Origin of the sequence: Monoglobus pectinilyticus, from assembly GCF_002874775.1 — a bacterium.
GTDB classification, from domain to species: domain Bacteria; phylum Bacillota; class Clostridia; order Monoglobales; family Monoglobaceae; genus Monoglobus; species Monoglobus pectinilyticus.
Genome location: NZ_CP020991.1, coordinates 1,085,101 through 1,101,561, shown reverse-complemented (window position 1 = coordinate 1,101,561; position 16,461 = coordinate 1,085,101). Strand labels below are relative to the sequence as shown.

Sequence of the window (16,461 nt, the reverse complement as noted above, 5' to 3'; positions counted from 1 at the left end):
GAGAAACTAAAATGAAGGATAGATATAAGACTGTTAAGAATATGGCGAGCGCAGAAATAGTCGAGAAGCGTTCCAGATTCATAGCGTCAGTAAAACCTGTGGAAAGCGAGCATGAAGCCGTAGAGTTTATAAACGAGCTCAGAAAAAAATACTGGGACGCCAGCCATAACGTTTATGCCTATATTGTCGAGGAAAATGGTGTAATGAGATACAGCGACGACGGCGAACCGTCAGGCACAGCAGGAATGCCTGTGCTTGATATGTTAAAAAAAGAAGGATTAACAAACACGGTCGTTGTTGTTACTAGATATTTTGGAGGAATATTGCTGGGTACCGGCGGATTGGTTCATACGTATTCAAAAAGCGCAAAGGCCGGAGTTTTAGCGGCAAATATTTTAGAAATGATACTGTGCCGCGAGCTTTCTGTTATCTGTGATTACAATATGCTGGGAAAGATTCAGAATGAACTGCACAGCTGGGAATTCATACAGGGTGAAACACTATATTCCGACAGCGTAGAGCTTTCATTATATGTTCCGATAAGTGACTGTGCCGGATTAAAGGAACGTATTGTCGATATAAGCAATGGAACTGTTAAAATTATAGAAGGTTCAGAAATCTATAAGGAGAAAGTTTAAACAATTATATGAAAATAATAAAAGTTGAGAACAATAAAAAGAAATACTTAGATCTTCTTTTGTTGGGCGATGAGCAGGAAAGCATGATAGATTTGTATTTGGATAAAGGCGATATGTTTGTCGCCGCTGACAATGGTGTTAAAGCCGAGTGCGTTGTTGTAAAGTGTGAAGACAGGGTGTATGAGCTTAAAAATATCGCGGTCGCTCCTGAGTTTCAAAGAATGGGATACGGAAAAAAACTTGTTGAGTATATATTATCTTATTATAACGACTGCGATACTATGTACGTAGGAACGGGGGATTCTGAGAAAACCCTTAATTTCTATAAAGCGTGCGGATTTAAAGAGTCGCATAGAGTTAAGAATTTTTTTGTTGATAATTATGACCATCCTATGTTTGAGGATGGAAAACAGCTTGTTGATATGATTTATTTAAAAAAGGAGACAACAAATATGGATAAGTTTAAAAAGATTCTAAGCGGTGAGCTTTATGACCCTATGGACCCTGAAATAGCAAAGGAACAGTTTCCTAAAATAGATAAAATCATATTGGAGTATAATAATACAAGCATAAATGATACTGAAAAGCGGGAAAAAATGCTTGGAGAAATTTTAGGCCGAGCCGGGAAAAATTGTTTTATACTGAGTCCATTCTCCGCTACATGGGGATGCAATACTTATGTTGGGGATAACTTCTTTGCAAATTTCAATTTTACACTTCTGGATGACGCCGAGGTACATATCGGGAATAATGTTAAATTTGGACCCAACGTAACTATTGTAACCGCCGGGCATCCTATATATCCTGAACTGCGTGAAAAGGGTATAGAGTATAATTTACCTGTCAGAATCGGCAATAACGTTTGGATGGGAGCGGGAGTAATCGTTCTGCCCGGTGTGACAATAGGGGACAACAGCGTCATAGGAGCAGGAAGCGTTGTTACAAAAGATATACCGCCCAATACTGTGGCGGTTGGAAGCCCGTGCAGAGTTATGAGAGAAATCGGCGAAAGAGATAAAAAGTATTACTACAAAGATATGGAAATAGGCAGCGAGTGGAAATAAAGTAACTCAAAATCCTTAGAGGTTCAGCGGTTTTTGTCATCCAAACGGAGCGTTTGTTGTGCAGTCTTATTTATCACGGTATAATAAATGAGTAAAATAAAGTAATTTTAGACTGCAATGTAATAAAAATGAGCCGGGAGGTGATAAAATGGATTGCAGAAAAGTAGGAGAGTTAATACAAAAGCTGAGAAAAGAAAGAGGCTGGACGCAGAAATATTTGGCTGACAAAATGAATATCAGTGACAGAACCGTTTCAAAATGGGAGCGCGGACTGGGTCTGCCGGATGTGGGACTGCTTAAAAACTTATCTGATATATTCGGAATAGATTTAGGAAAAATGCTGGACGGCGATTTAAACGAAAGAGAGACTGACGGAGGGAATATGAAGAAAGTAAAGTTTTATTTCTGCCCTGTTTGCGGCAATCTAGTAACCGCGGCAAGCGGCGCTGACGTGATATGCTGCGGACGCAAACTTGAGCCTATGATAGAAAATGAGACAGACGAAAAACATCTTGCTGAAGTTAAAATAATAGATGGGGAGTATTATATATCGTTTGGGCATAAAATGGAAAAGGAGCATTATATAAATTATGTGCTGTGTACGGGATATGACAGGGCTTTGGTTGTCAGACTGTATCCCGAACAGGGCGGAGAGGTTAGAATTCCGCGGATTTCCGGCGCAAAAATTTATTTGGTGTGCAGCAGAGACGGGCTTTTTAGGATTATGTAATTAAAGAAATTAAAATGAATCAGGTGATATTTTGAACGATACTATAAAAATTTGTCTAGGAATAATTATTCCGCTTGTCGGAACATCTTTGGGCGCCGCTATGGTGTTCTTTCTTAAAGATAAAATGCAGCCTATGCTGCAGAAAGTTTTGCTGGGTTTTGCCTCGGGCGTAATGATTGCCGCCTCTGTGTGGTCGCTTATTATACCGGCTATCGATATGGCGGAGGAGAACGGATCCATTCCGTGGGTGCCGGCGGCAGTTGGATTTTTGCTCGGTATCGGATTTTTGCTTCTGCTGGACAGTATAACGCCGCATTTGCATTTGAATTCCGATAAACCTGAGGGGCGGAAAGCAAAACTTCGCAAATCAACAATGCTTATTTTTGCGGTGACGCTTCATAATATACCGGAAGGTATGGCGGTAGGCGTTGTCTTTGCCGGAGTGCTCAGCGGAAACGCCGCCATTTCAATGTCCGGCGCGTTTGCTCTCGCTATAGGTATCGCTATTCAGAATTTCCCTGAAGGCGCTATTATATCAATGCCTTTGCTTGGGAATGGAATCTCAAAGCGCCGCTCCTGTTTATACGGGATTCTTTCCGGGGTAGTTGAGCCGATAGGCGCGATAATAACTATAATACTCACATCATTGATTGTTCCAATACTTCCGTATATACTTGCGTTTGCGGCAGGCGCTATGATTTACGTTGTTGTGGAGGAACTGATTCCCGAAGCTCAATCCGGAGACCACAGCAATATTGCCACTATCGGCGTTGCTGTTGGTTTTACAATTATGATGATTCTTGATGTTGCTCTTGGATAAAACTATATATTATGGATTATAATAATGTGTATACTGGAATTATAGTATAGAGGAGGAATACACTTTGAAAAATTCAAATTGTGATGTCAATTTAAGAAAAGTGGCGGTAATCGGATGTGGTTTTGTGGGTTCAGCTTCAGCTTTTGCGCTTATGCAGAGCGGAATGTTCTCTGAAATGGTGCTGATAGATGTTGATAAGGACAGGGCGGAGGGCGAGGCTCTTGACATAAGTCACGGCGTGCCTTTAAACAGACCGATGAAAATATATTCCGGCGAATATAAGGACGCATCCGACGCGGCTATAGTTATTATTACCGCCGGCGCCGGGCAAAAACCGGGAGAGACCAGGCTTGAGTTGGTGCATAAAAATGTCGGTATTTTTAAGTCAATAATTCCGCAGATAAATGAGTGCAATTTTAAAGGAATTCTGCTTATCGTTTCAAATCCTGTGGATATTTTAACGTATACAGCTATAAAATTGAGCGGTTTGCCTGAAAATAGAATAATAGGTTCCGGAACGGTTCTTGATACGGCAAGATTAAAATATCAGCTGGGTCAGCATTTGGGGGTAGACAGCAGGAGCGTGCACGCGTTTATAATCGGCGAGCATGGAGACAGTGAAATTGCGGCATGGAGCAGCGCTAACGTTTCGGGTATCCCAATTAATTCATTCTGTGAGATGAGAGGTTATTTTAATCATGAAGAAGCAATGATAAGAATAGCCGACAGTGTAAAAAATATGGCTTATGAAATCATAGAAAAGAAAAAGGCGACATATTACGGTATAGCTATGTCGGTAAAGAGGATATGCGAGGCTATACTCCGCGATGAAAAATCAATTTTGCCTGTGTCGTCTATGATGCATGGGGAGTATGGTATAGAAAACGTTGTTCTCAGTATGCCGTCAATAGTCGGAAAGGACGGTATAGAGACAAAGGTTCCGATAACAGTAAATGAGAACGAGTGCACTCATCTTATGAAATCGGCAAACGCTCTAAAAGAAGTAATTTCTGAACTTGAATTTTAATAAAAATAAAATAAAATAAAACGGAAATGTGCAAGAGGCGGAAGAATAGATTGATAACTTGACATAATTATAAAAAACAAAAAAGCTTTTTTGCGCATTTCCAAATATTAAAAGGGAGACGCGGTACATATGTTTGAATCAAGATGCGGAATCGGATGCGATTCCTGCGAAAGAAAAGAAGAGGTTGGCTGTACGGGATGTTTAACGATGAAAAAAACTTTTTGGGGCGGAGAATGTGAAGTTAAAACCTGCTGTGAGAGCAAAGGGCTCAATCATTGCGGTGAATGCGAAGAATTCCCGTGTGAAATGGTCTCTGCCATGGGCGTTGAAATGGGATTTGACCCAAAGCCCAGATTGGAAAACTGCCGAAAATGGGCTAAAGAAAAATAATCTGTACATATGCGCAGGTCCAAATTCGGACTTGCGTATTTTATTGTTTTAATTTCCGAACGTATGTGATATAATTGCAGGATAATAAAATGATATAATGAGGTGAATAAAATGTTAGCTGTTTACAAAAATAATAAAAATTTGGCAAAAAAAGATATTTCCGGAGAACTAAAACCATTTTTTTGGCTTGGGGATACAGCGTGGCTGCTAGCTCAGAAATTGACCGCTGACGAAGCAAACGTATATTTTGCGGACAGAGCTGAAAAGAATTTTAATGTAATTCAGACAGTTCTTGTACATAATATGAATGTTGAAGAGCCGGATGGAAAAATTACGGCTGTACTAGATAATGATTTTTCTAAAATCTGCAGTTACAGCGGCTATTGGGAAAAAATAGATACCCTTGTGGAGATGGCTGCCGGCTATGGTTTGTATATGGGATTGCTTCCAGTGTGGGGATCGATGGTCAAAAAAGGATATTTAAACGCTGATAATGCGGAAAGCTATGGAAAGTATCTCGCTGATAGGTACGGACAGCATGAGAACGTCATTTGGATTCTTGGAGGGGATATAAGGGGCGAGACCGGTTTTGATGTATGGAACATATTAGGAAATACTATAAAAAAATATGCGCCGGAACAGCTGGTAACATTCCATCCTTTCGGCAGAACCTCGTCTGCTATGTGGTTTAATGACTGCGGCTGGCTGGATTTTAATATGTTTCAGTCTGGGCACAGGCGTTATGACCAAAGCTCGCTGGGCTTTTGGGACGATAATAATGTTTCAGAAGATTTTTACGGGGAGGATAACTGGAGATATGTAAGAAGAGAACTTGCGCGTACGCCTTTAAAACCTGTTCTTGACGGAGAGCCTTCTTATGAAAATATACCTCAGGGACTGCATGATTTTTCACAGCCGTTATGGAAAGCAAAAGATGTAAGAAGATATGCGTACTGGTCAGTGTTTGAAGGAGCCTGCGGCCATACCTATGGGGATAATGCAATAATGCAGTTCTATAGGGAAAACGACAAAGACGCAGGGTATAATGTTAAAACCTGCTGGAGAGAAGCCCTGAACGACCCGGGTTCAGCACAGATGGGATATTTGTATAATCTTATGACGTCTGTAAATTTTCAAGACGGTAAACATAACGATAACTTAATAAATAACGGCGGTTTCACAAAATACGACCGTATCACAGCTTTTTCAGGAAAAGACTTTGCCTTGATTTATAACTACAGCGGCCGCAGTTTTGAATTAAATCTTGAAGCGCTGGAATTTAAACCTGTATCAGCCCGTTGGTATGACCCGGCAAGCGGTGTGTTTTTAGATAAAGAGACCGCTTTTTCGGATGTGATTGACGTACCGAAAAATTCCTCCGGTGAATCCGATATGATTTTGGTTTTGAAATAGTAAATTTTGGGCAGGATAAAAACAGAAAGTTATTTAAATAGTAAATATTATTGATAAGTTTGATAAAACGGGCATAAGGTAAAATTGGGGCGTATTGGTATTATAACAAAACATTTGAATTTTTTGTTAAGATATCAATAATTTGGTTGTATTTTTATTTTATGTATGATATAATCACTCATTGTATCAATATTAAAATAGCATTTAAACTGGTGTTATATGTGTATCAAAATTTTTTGACAGGAGGCGACAGAGTGAAAAAATATTTAAAGGGTATCGGGTTTTACTTGTTGTTGTTTTTAGTTATCCTTATGGTATTTTTTATGACGAGAGTTACGCCTAAACAGGATAAAGACGTATATTCAGAATTAGTAAGAGATATCCAAAATCACGAAGTCAGCGAGATTAGTATAGCTGACGATGTTGCTACGGTAAAGATGAAAAACAGCGATTCAATAATTAAGGTTGAAGTTCCGGGTTATGAAACACTGAGGAGCGACGTCGGAGACGAGATGGAAAAACAGATAAAGGATGGGTCGCTTAAGGTTGAGACTCCTCTTCCGTCCAGTATACCTTGGTGGGTAACATGGCTGCCAACGCTTGGAATGGTCTTGCTTTTCGCTGTATTCTGGTTCATGTTTATGCAGCAGTCAGGAAGCGGCGGCCGCGGTATGATGAACTTTGGAAAGAGCAAGGCAAAGCTTACCAACGAAGGGCAGTCGAAAAAAACTTTTGCCGATGTAGCAGGCGAAGAGGAAGAAAAGGCCGAACTTGAAGAAATAGTCGAGTTCCTAAAAACGCCGGAAAGATTCAGGCGTTTAGGAGCCAGGATACCAAAGGGCGTACTTTTGGTGGGCCCTCCGGGAACAGGTAAGACTTTGCTCGCAAAAGCTGTTGCAGGAGAAGCCGGAGTTCCGTTCTTCTCAATATCAGGTTCTGACTTTGTTGAGATGTTTGTCGGCGTGGGCGCGTCGCGTGTCAGAGATTTGTTTGAAAACGCTAAGAAAAACGCCCCATGTATAATTTTTATAGATGAAATCGACGCAGTGGGCCGTCACAGAGGTGCAGGACTTGGCGGCGGACATGACGAGAGAGAGCAAACCCTTAACCAGTTGTTGGTTGAGATGGATGGTTTCGGTGAGAACGACGGCGTTATTATAATTGCCGCAACCAATAGGCCTGATATCCTTGACCCGGCGCTTTTGAGACCCGGCAGATTTGACAGACAGGTATTGGTTGACGCGCCTGATGTTGTCGGACGTGAAGCGATTTTAAAAGTACACACTAAAAATAAGCCTTTGGGCGATGATGTTAAACTTAATGTTTTAGCTAAGACTACAATCGGATTCACCGGCGCAGACCTTGAAAACCTTGTAAACGAGGCGGCTTTAGCTGCCGCGCGCGCAAATAAGAAGGTTATAAACATGATAGACCTTGAAGAATCTATCATGAAAGTGGTTGCCGGGCCTGAAAAGAAGAGTAAAAAGGTAACCGATAAGGAAAAGAAGCTTACTGCTTTCCACGAAGCCGGTCATGCGGTTGTGTCAAAGATGCTTCCGACACAGGACAGGGTTCATCAGGTTTCTATAATCCCCAGAGGCAGAGCCGGGGGATATACTTTGTCGCTCCCTAAGGAGGATACCAGTTATAACAGCAGAACCGAAATGGTTGAAGAAATAATAGTTTTGCTGGGCGGCCGTGTCGCTGAGAGTTTAACTTTGGATGATATAAGCACAGGCGCTTCAAATGATTTGGAGCGCGCTACCAAAATCGCCAAGAGCATGGTTACAAAGTATGGAATGAGTGAAAAGCTCGGCGCAAGAACATTCGGCGAACAGAACGGCGAGGTGTTCCTGGGGCTCGAAGCTGGACATTCGGCTGATTACAGCCAGGAAACTGCAGCTATTATTGACGAGGAAATCCATAGGATTATAAGTGAATGCTATGAGAGATGTAAAGTAATCCTCACAGAAAATATGGAAAATCTCAAAAAAGTGGCGGAACTCTTGCTTGAAAAAGAAAAAATTGAAGGCGACGAGTTTGACGCTCTGTTCCAAACCGGCGACGCTGAGGCGATTGACGCGGCGCTTGAGGTTATGAATGATACGGATAACGCCAGAAAAGAGAAAGATATAAAAGAGGAAACCGGCGACGTTTCCATGAAGAAGACAGAATTTAAAGAAAAACCAAACGCTTAAATAAATAGGTGCCGTACAGTTTGCGGCACCTATTGTTATGTAAGCTTTAAAGAGGGATATATTATGTTGAATATAACTTTGATTTGCGTCGGAAAAATAAAAGAGAAGTTTTATTGCGGCGCCATCGACGAGTACAAAAAACGTCTCAGCAGATTTTGCAAGCTTAATATCATACAGGTTAAAGATGAACCCAACGAGGACGGGCAGCAGAAAATTGTTTTAAATAAGGAAGCCGAGAAGATTGCGGCGAAAATACCGAAAGGCGCATATATAATTTCCCTTTGCGTTGAAGGAAAGCAGCTTTCATCAGAACAGCTTTCCGAAAAAATAGAGTCCCTTTCTGTTACCGGGGAAAGCCATATAGTATTTATAATTGGAGGGTCACTGGGCCTTGATGACAGCATAAAATCAATTTCTGATTTAAAGCTGAGTTTTTCAAAGATGACGTTTCCGCATCAGCTGATGAGGGTAATTCTGCTGGAACAGATATATAGGGCGTTTACAATAAGCGCCGGAATAACCTATCATAAGTGATTATATTTTATAACCAAACTGTCTTATTTTGATAAACCTGCAAGGTGCTGCACCTAAAAGGTGCGTGTAAGCCAAAGTAGTTTGTATTGATGAACCTGCAAGGCCTGTGACCCCACCTTTCAGGTGGGTGTGATACTAAATAACTTGTTTTGCCATTATCTACAGTGTCAATTGTGGCTACACTTTTGTTTAAAAGTGTATGTTATATAAGCCATATAATGTTATACAAACTATAAATGCCAATAATTAACATAGTTGTTATATAATAAATTACTTAGTTGTGATGTATTGTGACCCCGCCGGTATGGTGGGTGTGATACAAAGAGACTTGTTTTGCCATTACCTACAGTGTCAATTGTGGCTACACTTTTGTTTAAAAGTGTATGTTATATAAGCTATATAATGTTATACAAACTATAAATGCCAATAATTAACATGGTTGTTATATAATAAATTACTTAGTTGTGATGTATTGTGACCCCGCCAGTATGGTGGGTGTGATACAAAGAGGCTTGTTTTGCCATTACCTACAGTGTCAATAAATTACTTAGTTGTGATGTATTGCGCATTTATGCGCCGCATTAGGTGAGCTATCATCTGAACACGCAGTGTTCAATATATAAATTTAATAAATATATTTTGTTTATTAAAAATAATATATATCAACTTTGTATATGACCCCATATAATATATATTATTTTACTTATAATAGGTGTTTGAACCATTTCTTTTTCTGGCAAGAAAAAGAAACGCTTTACCTGTGACCACACCTGCAAGGTGTGTGTAATATAAAGTATCTTGTTTTGCCATTACCTACAATGTCAATAATATGTATACGCAAAGAAAGAAAAAGTGCTTGCTCGCTTAGGTCGCCTGCGGCTCCAAGGGGCGCTCGCACCCCGCTCATTTCACCATGAAGCCATGGCTTCATGATGAAAAAAGCCCTACTACTTTCCCGTTGACTTTGTGAACTGCCGTGAAAAAAATATTCCGAGTTCCTATTAGTTTAACTTATCAAAAAACTAAGTTTTCAGCTTTTATAATACATAAAAAAAGTAGGTTTTTCAGTGAACTTCGGTAGGGCGTGCGTGCACGCCGCGTGAGGTGAACTATCATCTGAACACGCAGTGTTCAATATATAAAATTATATTATTTTGTTTATAAAAAACTATCTATGTACTTTGTATATGACCCCATATAATATATTATTTTACTTATAATAGGTGTTTGAACCATTTCTTTTTATTTGAGTTTGAGTATACATATTATTGACATTGTAGGTTATGGTAAAATAAAATCATATGTATAACACACACTATCAAGAAAAGTGTGGTCACACTCGCAAGAAAAAGAAACGCTTCACCTGTGACCACACCTGCAAGGCGTGTGTAATACAAAGTTACTTGTTTTGAATAACCTACAATGTCAATAATATGTATACTCAAAAAAAGAAAAAGTGCTGCTCGCTTAGGTCGCCTAACGGCTCCAAATGGCGCTTGTGACCGCCCCTGAAAGGTGCGTGTGAACCAAATTGACTCGTTTTGATAAACCTGCAATGTCAATTGTGGCTACACTTTTAAATAAAAGTGTATATTATATAAACTAAATAATGTGATATAAACTACAGATGCCAATAATTAACTCAGTTGTCATATAATAAATTGCTTAGTTGTGATATATACGCCTCCGCTAATTTCATCTTGAATCTGCGCTTCAAGATGAAAAAGCCTTGTTTTTTTCCCGTTGACTTTGTGAACTGCCGTGAATAAAGAGATTTTGAGTTCCTATTAATTTAACTTATCAAAAAACTAAGTTTTCAACTTTTATAATACATAAAAAAGTAGGTTTTTCAGTGAACCTCGGTAGGCTTGCGCTAGCAAGCGCGTTAGGTGAGCTACCATCTGAACACGTAGTGTTCAATATATTTGTAAATATTATTACTTTAATGTGGATTTATTTCATTTGTGAGATTTAATATGTAATCAGTTGATTTATTATAAAAGTCTGCAAGTTTCACTGGAAAATGTAACAGTATAGTTTGAAACCCTCTCTCATATCGAGAGTATACCGTTTGTTGTATTCCTAATATTTCAGCAATTTTTGTTTGCCCTAATCCTGCATTTATACGCAGAGTTCTTCATCTTTTTAAATACATTTTATTACTTCCTCTACTTATCTTCTAATTTTTTCTCTTCTTCATCTTTATTAAAATAGGACGATGGCAAATTAAGATTAAGCAGGTCGCCGGGTTTAACTTCTAAAATATCAGCAATATTGAAGAATACTTCTAAAGAAAATTAGGAAGATATATTAGGAGCTTCAATAGAACTAAGATGAGAACAGCTGATTTGTGCCCTCTCTTCGAGTTGTATTGGGTGTAGCCCTTGGCTTTTCTCAAAACTGAAATTACCAATCCCAGCTCAACGAAAGGGTTCCTGTTTTCAAAACCTGCTTCTTTTTTCATAAATTATATTATCTTTTTTTAAATTATTATTTCAAAAATTATTAACATAAATTTATATGTAATATTAAGGCAGTTATAGATGTTAACTGTTTAAAGTATAATCGCCATACATATTTTTTATTTTAATTTTGTTGCAAATTATGTCATTTTATTATATAATTTTTCATTAATAGCTTTTTAGATGATTAAATTATAATTTTATAGAGTAATTTGATTTTAATATAATAAATGTGTTATTATACCGCAAAAAAATATGCCGAGTATTTTACTTATATTGTGGAAAATTATCGCTTGTTAACAAAAAGGAGCAAAATGTCTTATGCAAAACTTACAAATGACAGAAAGAATAAAACTAAGAGCTAAGCAAAAAGGAATTTCAATTAAATACCTTTTAGAAAAATGCGGTATAAATAAAGGTTTTATTTATGATATTGAAAAGCAAAATAAAATACCGTCAGTAGATAAAATTGAACGTATTGCTGATTGTCTTGACTGCTCTGTTGACTATCTCCTCGGGCGTACTGATGTAATAGAAATTAACAGCAGTGCAGTAAATACTGAAAACAATAATTTTAAAGTTTTATAATAGTTTTGTAGCAGTTAAACTGCTCTTGATTAATTATATTACTATCTACAGGTGTAATATGGTATAGTCATATGAAACTTATAACTGTTATGAAAATACTGCATTTCTAAGTTTAGTTGTTGTCGACGGTGAAATATCTATATTTAGATTTTTGCAATAAATGCACAAAATATGGAGGTTAAATTTATGTATATTTCCGGCAAGGTTGCTGATAGAATTAGGCTAGTAGCAAAAATGCGCAATGTCACCGTCAAAAAAATGCTTAAAGATATTAATTTAGGGCTTAATACTATGTCAAATATGAAGAATTCAATGCCTAAAGCTAATAATCTTGCAAAGATTGCTGATTACCTTAATTGTTCAGTTGATTATTTACTCGGCCGTACCGATGTGATTGAAGTTAATAGGGACGGAAATGTATAAAATAATATTTAAGTTAAAGTATTATATTTTAAATATTAACCGTAGTTAAAATTAACTTTATTGGCTTTAGAATTTATTTAATGTACTGCATTTGACGAGTAAACGCAACATGCGAACCATTTGTTTATATACAAATGGTTGATATTATTTTATTATTAAGTTTATAAAACTAAGAGCCGCGCAAATTTGCGCGGCTCTTAATAATTGGTGTTTGGAGGTTAAAAGTGCATTCCGTTCATCATCTTTTTTGCTTTTTTAACATTCTTCTTGTCGAGCATTAGAATTCCTATTCCAAACACTGTTCCAAGAAGCATACCGGTACTGAATTTTCCCATGGGATCTCCTTTCCAACAAATTCTACTATGTTTAAATAGATTTGTAATAATTTCATTAATTATCACAATAATATTATTTGTAGATTAAATCTAAAAAATCCAGGAATTTTTGGGAAAATATTTACATGCGCAGAGTAAATTTACCTTGACGTATTGACAAATATGTTGTATTATCTAATATGATATGTTATCGATTATGATAAATTGTCCGTGCTGTAACATTTGTCAGCGCGAAAATTAAATTATTCCGGAAGGATGATAATAATGGCAAAAGTAGTACCCTTTAAAGGGCTTAGATATAATACAGAAAAATTTAAAGATTTAGATATGGTTACAGCTCCTCCGTATGACATAATTTCAGCGGAAGAACAGCAGGAGCTTTATAATAAGGATGAGTATAACGTTATTCGCTTGGATTACGGTATGGAATTTGAAAGCGATGATTCTGACAATAACAAGTATACCAGAAGCGCGGCGTATTTGAATAAGTGGATAGAGGAACAGGTTCTTGTGTTTGAAGACGAACCGGCGTTTTATATCTATGAGCAGGTTTTTCAGCTTGATACTGAAGAATCCCCTACACATTCGCTGAAGGGTATTATCTCTTTGGTTCAGCTTGAGGAGTTCTCAAAAAAAGTTATTCTGCCTCATGAGGAAACTTTGAAAAAGGCAAAGCGTGACAGACTTGATTTAATGGAAGCAACTAAGACAAATATGAGCCAAATATATTCGCTTTATATGGACCCTGACCAGGCAATCGCTGATATTATTTCAGAGTGTTCAGACGGAGCTCCTGATATTAGTTTTACAACCAGGGAGAATGTTATTCAAAATATTTGGATTATAAAAGACCCGGCTATAATTAATGTTATTTCTAAAAAGTTTGAAAATAAGCAATTGTTTATTGCCGACGGTCACCATAGATACGAGACTGCTCTGAATTACAGAAACGCCCGTCATGAAGCTGACGGAACTGAAATCGGCACCCAGTCGTATGACTATACTATGATGATGCTTGTTTCGATGGATGACAGCGGTCTTTTTGTATTTCCCACACACAGAATGATAAAAAACGTTAAAAACTTCTCTGAACAGCTTACAATCAGTATGCTGACCGATGATTTTAACGCGTCTAAGATATACTTCACCGAGGGCGATTTTGCGGAGATAATAATGACTAAACTACGCAACACCGTTGATGAAAAGAGGTTTGCGTTCTATACCGGCGGAAATTATTATTATCTGCTTGAACTCAAAGATGTTCATATAATGGATGATTTAATAAAGGATAAGAGCAATGCTTATAAATATTTGGACGTTACAATACTGCATAAGCTTATATTAGAAAAGTATTTTGATATAGATGACGCAAGCTTAGCCAACCAGGATCACCTTGTATATACAAGAGACGCGTCTGACGCGGTTAACTGTGTAAAGAACGGCGATTATCAATGCTCGTTTTTGATAAATGCGACAAAGATTTCAGAAATAAAGGATATTTCTTTGGCTAATGAGAAAATGCCTCAAAAATCTACCTATTTCTGGCCTAAACTCATAACGGGTATAGTTATTAATAAGTTTGACTAATATTTTTAACTTGATAACCGGTTTATGTTTTTAGAAGATAACAGAGCAGGAGGAATATACCAATGAAGATAGGAATTATGGGATTCGGTGTTGTAGGGGGCGGCGTCGGAGAGCTTATTGCCACTAACGCCGAATCAATAAAACGCCGCAGCGGCGAGGAAATAACAGTCGGGAAGATACTGGATTTAAGAGATTTTCCGGACAGTCAGTATAAATGCTTTACTAAGGACTTTCAGGATATTTTAAACGACCCTGAAATCGGAGTTGTGGCGGAAGTCATGGGCGGCACAAAACCGGCTTATGAGTTCACAAAACAACTGCTTGAGGCCGGTAAAAGCGTTGTAACTTCAAATAAAGAACTTGTTGCAAAACACGGAACCGAACTTCTTAAAATAGCTAAGGACAATAACGTTAACTATTTGTTTGAAGCGAGCGTAGGCGGAGGTATCCCGATTATAAGACCTCTTTACACCAGTTTGGCCGCAAATGAGCTTACTGATATATATGGTATTTTGAACGGTACCACGAATTACATTTTGACCCAAATGATTAAAGAAGGGGAAACCTTTGAGAACGCACTGAAAGGCGCTCAGGAAAACGGGTATGCAGAAAAAGACCCGACCGCTGATATTGAAGGTCACGACACCTGCCGTAAGACTGCCATACTGGCGTCTTTGGCGTTTGGCAAATTTGTTGACAGTGATGAGATTCCGTGCGAGGGTATCACAAAAGTAACCCTTGAGGATGTGGAATACGCGGCTAAGTTCGGCGCAGTAATAAAATTGCTGGGTATAACTTCAAGGGCTGAAAACGGCGTTTATGCTATGGTTTGCCCGGCTATTCTGGATTCTTCACATCCCCTTGCGGGAATAGATGACGTATTCAATGGTATTATGGTCAGAGGCGAGGGGCTGGGAGACGTGATGTTTTACGGCCGCGGCGCCGGAGCGCTTCCGACAGCCAGCGCGGTGCTTTCAGATATAATAGATACTGTAAAGCATAAGGATAAGCATATCAGGTTAGGCTGGAGCGAGGGGCAGGAAGGCTATTTGCTCGACGCCAAAACTTTGCCGTCAAGATTTTATGTGAGGCTTTCAAAGACGGAGGCGGCTCCGGAGACGTTTGCTAAAAAAGGATACGATGTTATAACTTTGGACGGCGAGAAATATAAAGATGAGTTTGCGGTTGTAACGCCTGAAATGACCGGTTATGAATTTGACAAACTTGTGTCAGTTGACGGCGAGCTTGGCGGATATAACGTTTTGGGAAAGATAAGATTGGTGGCTGAATAAAATGGTTAAGGTCAGAGTTCCTGCAACATCGGCCAACATCGGCCCCGGATTCGACAGCATGGGTATTGCGCTGGGGCTGTATAATTATGTTACCGCCGAGGAAAATAATTCGGGCAGACTGCAGATTAATATTTTGGATGACTCAAAAAAATTCCTGCCTGAAAATGAGAACAACTTAATATATAAATCCATGAAAAGAGTTTTTGAGATGGTCGGCCATAAATGCCCTGGTCTTAAACTCACCCTGGAGAATAACATAATGATTACCAGGGGGCTTGGAAGCAGCAGCGCCGGAATAGTCGGAGGAATAGTTGCGGCTAATAAACTTTCCGGAGACAGACTGTCTATGAATGAGCTGTTAAAGCTGGCTGCGGATATTGAGGGGCATCCCGACAACGTGACGCCTGCTCTGCTCGGCGGATTTACCGTGAATGTCAGAACCAAATATGCTATACGGTATGTTAAGACTGAGCTTAATCCGAAAGATTTGTGTTTTGCGGCTCTAGTGCCGGACTTCTATCTTCAAACCAAAAAATCAAGAGGGGTTCTGCCTAAATCCGTGTCTCATGACGACGCGGTATATAATGCCGGGCACAGCGCGCTGCTGACAGCAAGCCTCATGTCCGGGAAGTATGAAAACATAAGGACCGCAGTAGGCGATAAACTGCATCAAAATTACAGAAAGCGGCTTATCCCTAATATGGACAGCCTGTTCAGGCTTTGTTATGACAACGGCGCGCTTGGCGTGTATCTGAGCGGAGCCGGACCGACTATAATTGCAATTATAAAAGCCGACAATCAAGCGTTTAACTGCAACATCAGCAAGGTGCTTATAAGCAAAATGAAGGATTGGAAGCTTCATCTTTTAAAGCCCGATAATCTCGGAGCGTGTATAATAGAAAATACCTAAGTAAATTATTTTAGAATTTTCAAAAGGAAAACTGTGTTTACGGCATGGAA

Annotated in this window: 16 protein-coding genes and 1 pseudogene; 15 read left to right on the top strand and 2 right to left on the bottom strand. The window is 38.8% G+C overall.

Annotated elements, in window-relative coordinates; all coding sequences use genetic code 11:
- The first annotated feature begins 11 nt into the window (after positions 1-11).
- The 10 genes and pseudogenes from B9O19_RS04880 to rlmH all read left to right on the top strand — a co-directional run bounded on the left by B9O19_RS04880 (position 12) and on the right by rlmH (position 8,814).
- On the top strand, positions 12-638 hold the full coding sequence (locus B9O19_RS04880; RefSeq protein WP_102365360.1) for a YigZ family protein: 627 nt from the start codon (positions 12-14) through the stop codon (positions 636-638).
- Between the two features lie 8 nt (positions 639-646).
- Positions 647-985: pseudogene (locus B9O19_RS12250) on the top strand (GNAT family N-acetyltransferase); the annotation flags it as partial.
- Between the two features lie 105 nt (positions 986-1,090).
- Positions 1,091-1,702, top strand: coding sequence for a sugar O-acetyltransferase (locus B9O19_RS12245; protein ID WP_169925280.1), 612 nt, complete (start codon positions 1,091-1,093; stop codon positions 1,700-1,702).
- Between the two features lie 148 nt (positions 1,703-1,850).
- Complete coding sequence (locus B9O19_RS04870; protein WP_102365358.1) at positions 1,851-2,432, top strand: helix-turn-helix domain-containing protein; 582 nt, start codon at positions 1,851-1,853, stop codon at positions 2,430-2,432.
- Positions 2,433-2,532: 100 nt separating this feature from the next.
- A complete protein-coding gene (locus B9O19_RS04865; protein ID WP_102366611.1) occupies positions 2,533-3,252 on the top strand; it encodes a ZIP family metal transporter in 720 nt (239 codons plus the stop codon).
- Positions 3,253-3,316: 64 nt separating this feature from the next.
- Entirely contained in the window at positions 3,317-4,279 is a 963-nt protein-coding gene (locus B9O19_RS04860) for an L-lactate dehydrogenase (RefSeq protein WP_102365357.1), read from the top strand.
- A gap of 129 nt (positions 4,280-4,408) precedes the next feature.
- On the top strand, positions 4,409-4,669 hold the full coding sequence (locus tag B9O19_RS04855; protein WP_102365356.1) for a DUF3795 domain-containing protein: 261 nt from the start codon (positions 4,409-4,411) through the stop codon (positions 4,667-4,669).
- A 111-nt stretch (positions 4,670-4,780) separates the two neighbouring features.
- A complete protein-coding gene (locus B9O19_RS04850) occupies positions 4,781-6,082 on the top strand; it encodes an apiosidase-like domain-containing protein (RefSeq protein WP_102365355.1) in 1,302 nt (433 codons plus the stop codon).
- A gap of 254 nt (positions 6,083-6,336) precedes the next feature.
- A complete protein-coding gene (gene ftsH / locus B9O19_RS04845) occupies positions 6,337-8,280 on the top strand; it encodes an ATP-dependent zinc metalloprotease FtsH (protein WP_281254342.1) in 1,944 nt (647 codons plus the stop codon).
- Between the two features lie 66 nt (positions 8,281-8,346).
- The gene (gene rlmH / locus B9O19_RS04840) at positions 8,347-8,814 is read left to right on the top strand and encodes a 23S rRNA (pseudouridine(1915)-N(3))-methyltransferase RlmH (protein WP_102366610.1); all 468 of its coding nucleotides are present in this window, start codon (positions 8,347-8,349) and stop codon (positions 8,812-8,814) included.
- A gap of 1,942 nt (positions 8,815-10,756) precedes the next feature.
- On the opposite strand, the gene B9O19_RS12240 is transcribed toward rlmH, so the two are convergent.
- The gene (locus B9O19_RS12240; RefSeq protein WP_281254347.1) at positions 10,757-10,939 is read right to left on the bottom strand and encodes a helix-turn-helix domain-containing protein; all 183 of its coding nucleotides are present in this window, start codon (positions 10,937-10,939) and stop codon (positions 10,757-10,759) included.
- Between the two features lie 162 nt (positions 10,940-11,101).
- On the bottom strand, positions 11,102-11,278 hold the full coding sequence (locus B9O19_RS11635) for a hypothetical protein (RefSeq protein ID WP_158648918.1): 177 nt from the start codon (positions 11,276-11,278) through the stop codon (positions 11,102-11,104).
- Between the two features lie 319 nt (positions 11,279-11,597).
- Between B9O19_RS11635 and B9O19_RS04830 the strand changes: the two genes are divergently transcribed.
- The 5 genes from B9O19_RS04830 (at position 11,598) to thrB (ending at position 16,411) form a co-directional block, all read left to right on the top strand.
- The gene (locus tag B9O19_RS04830; RefSeq protein WP_102365353.1) at positions 11,598-11,864 is read left to right on the top strand and encodes a helix-turn-helix domain-containing protein; all 267 of its coding nucleotides are present in this window, start codon (positions 11,598-11,600) and stop codon (positions 11,862-11,864) included.
- Positions 11,865-12,050: 186 nt separating this feature from the next.
- Positions 12,051-12,287, top strand: coding sequence for a helix-turn-helix domain-containing protein (locus tag B9O19_RS04825; RefSeq protein WP_102365352.1), 237 nt, complete (start codon positions 12,051-12,053; stop codon positions 12,285-12,287).
- 599 nt (positions 12,288-12,886) lie between these two features.
- Positions 12,887-14,209: a DUF1015 domain-containing protein gene (locus B9O19_RS04820; RefSeq protein ID WP_158648917.1), complete on the top strand. Its 1,323-nt coding sequence runs from the start codon at positions 12,887-12,889 to the stop codon at positions 14,207-14,209.
- A 62-nt stretch (positions 14,210-14,271) separates the two neighbouring features.
- Positions 14,272-15,501, top strand: coding sequence for a homoserine dehydrogenase (locus B9O19_RS04815; RefSeq protein ID WP_102365350.1), 1,230 nt, complete (start codon positions 14,272-14,274; stop codon positions 15,499-15,501).
- Between the two features lies 1 nt (position 15,502).
- Positions 15,503-16,411, top strand: a complete 909-nt coding sequence (thrB, locus tag B9O19_RS04810; RefSeq protein WP_102365349.1) for a homoserine kinase — start codon at positions 15,503-15,505, stop codon at positions 16,409-16,411.
- Positions 16,412-16,461: the final 50 nt, after the last annotated feature.

Excerpts from the sequence above, each read along its gene's own strand:
- B9O19_RS04880 (WP_102365360.1), top strand. The coding sequence starts at position 12 with ATGAAGGATAGATATAAGACTGTTAAGAATATGGCGAGCGCAGAAATA.
- B9O19_RS12245 (WP_169925280.1), top strand. The coding sequence starts at position 1,091 with ATGGATAAGTTTAAAAAGATTCTAAGCGGTGAGCTTTATGACCCTATG.
- B9O19_RS04870 (WP_102365358.1), top strand. The coding sequence starts at position 1,851 with ATGGATTGCAGAAAAGTAGGAGAGTTAATACAAAAGCTGAGAAAAGAA.
- B9O19_RS04865 (WP_102366611.1), top strand. The coding sequence starts at position 2,533 with ATGGTGTTCTTTCTTAAAGATAAAATGCAGCCTATGCTGCAGAAAGTT.
- B9O19_RS04855 (WP_102365356.1), top strand. The coding sequence starts at position 4,409 with ATGTTTGAATCAAGATGCGGAATCGGATGCGATTCCTGCGAAAGAAAA.
- B9O19_RS04850 (WP_102365355.1), top strand. The coding sequence starts at position 4,781 with ATGTTAGCTGTTTACAAAAATAATAAAAATTTGGCAAAAAAAGATATT.
- B9O19_RS11635 (WP_158648918.1), bottom strand. The coding sequence starts at position 11,278 with ATGAAAAAAGAAGCAGGTTTTGAAAACAGGAACCCTTTCGTTGAGCTG.
- B9O19_RS04830 (WP_102365353.1), top strand. The coding sequence starts at position 11,598 with ATGCAAAACTTACAAATGACAGAAAGAATAAAACTAAGAGCTAAGCAA.
- B9O19_RS04825 (WP_102365352.1), top strand. The coding sequence starts at position 12,051 with ATGTATATTTCCGGCAAGGTTGCTGATAGAATTAGGCTAGTAGCAAAA.
- B9O19_RS04820 (WP_158648917.1), top strand. The coding sequence starts at position 12,887 with ATGGCAAAAGTAGTACCCTTTAAAGGGCTTAGATATAATACAGAAAAA.
- B9O19_RS04815 (WP_102365350.1), top strand. The coding sequence starts at position 14,272 with ATGAAGATAGGAATTATGGGATTCGGTGTTGTAGGGGGCGGCGTCGGA.
- thrB (WP_102365349.1), top strand. The coding sequence starts at position 15,503 with ATGGTTAAGGTCAGAGTTCCTGCAACATCGGCCAACATCGGCCCCGGA.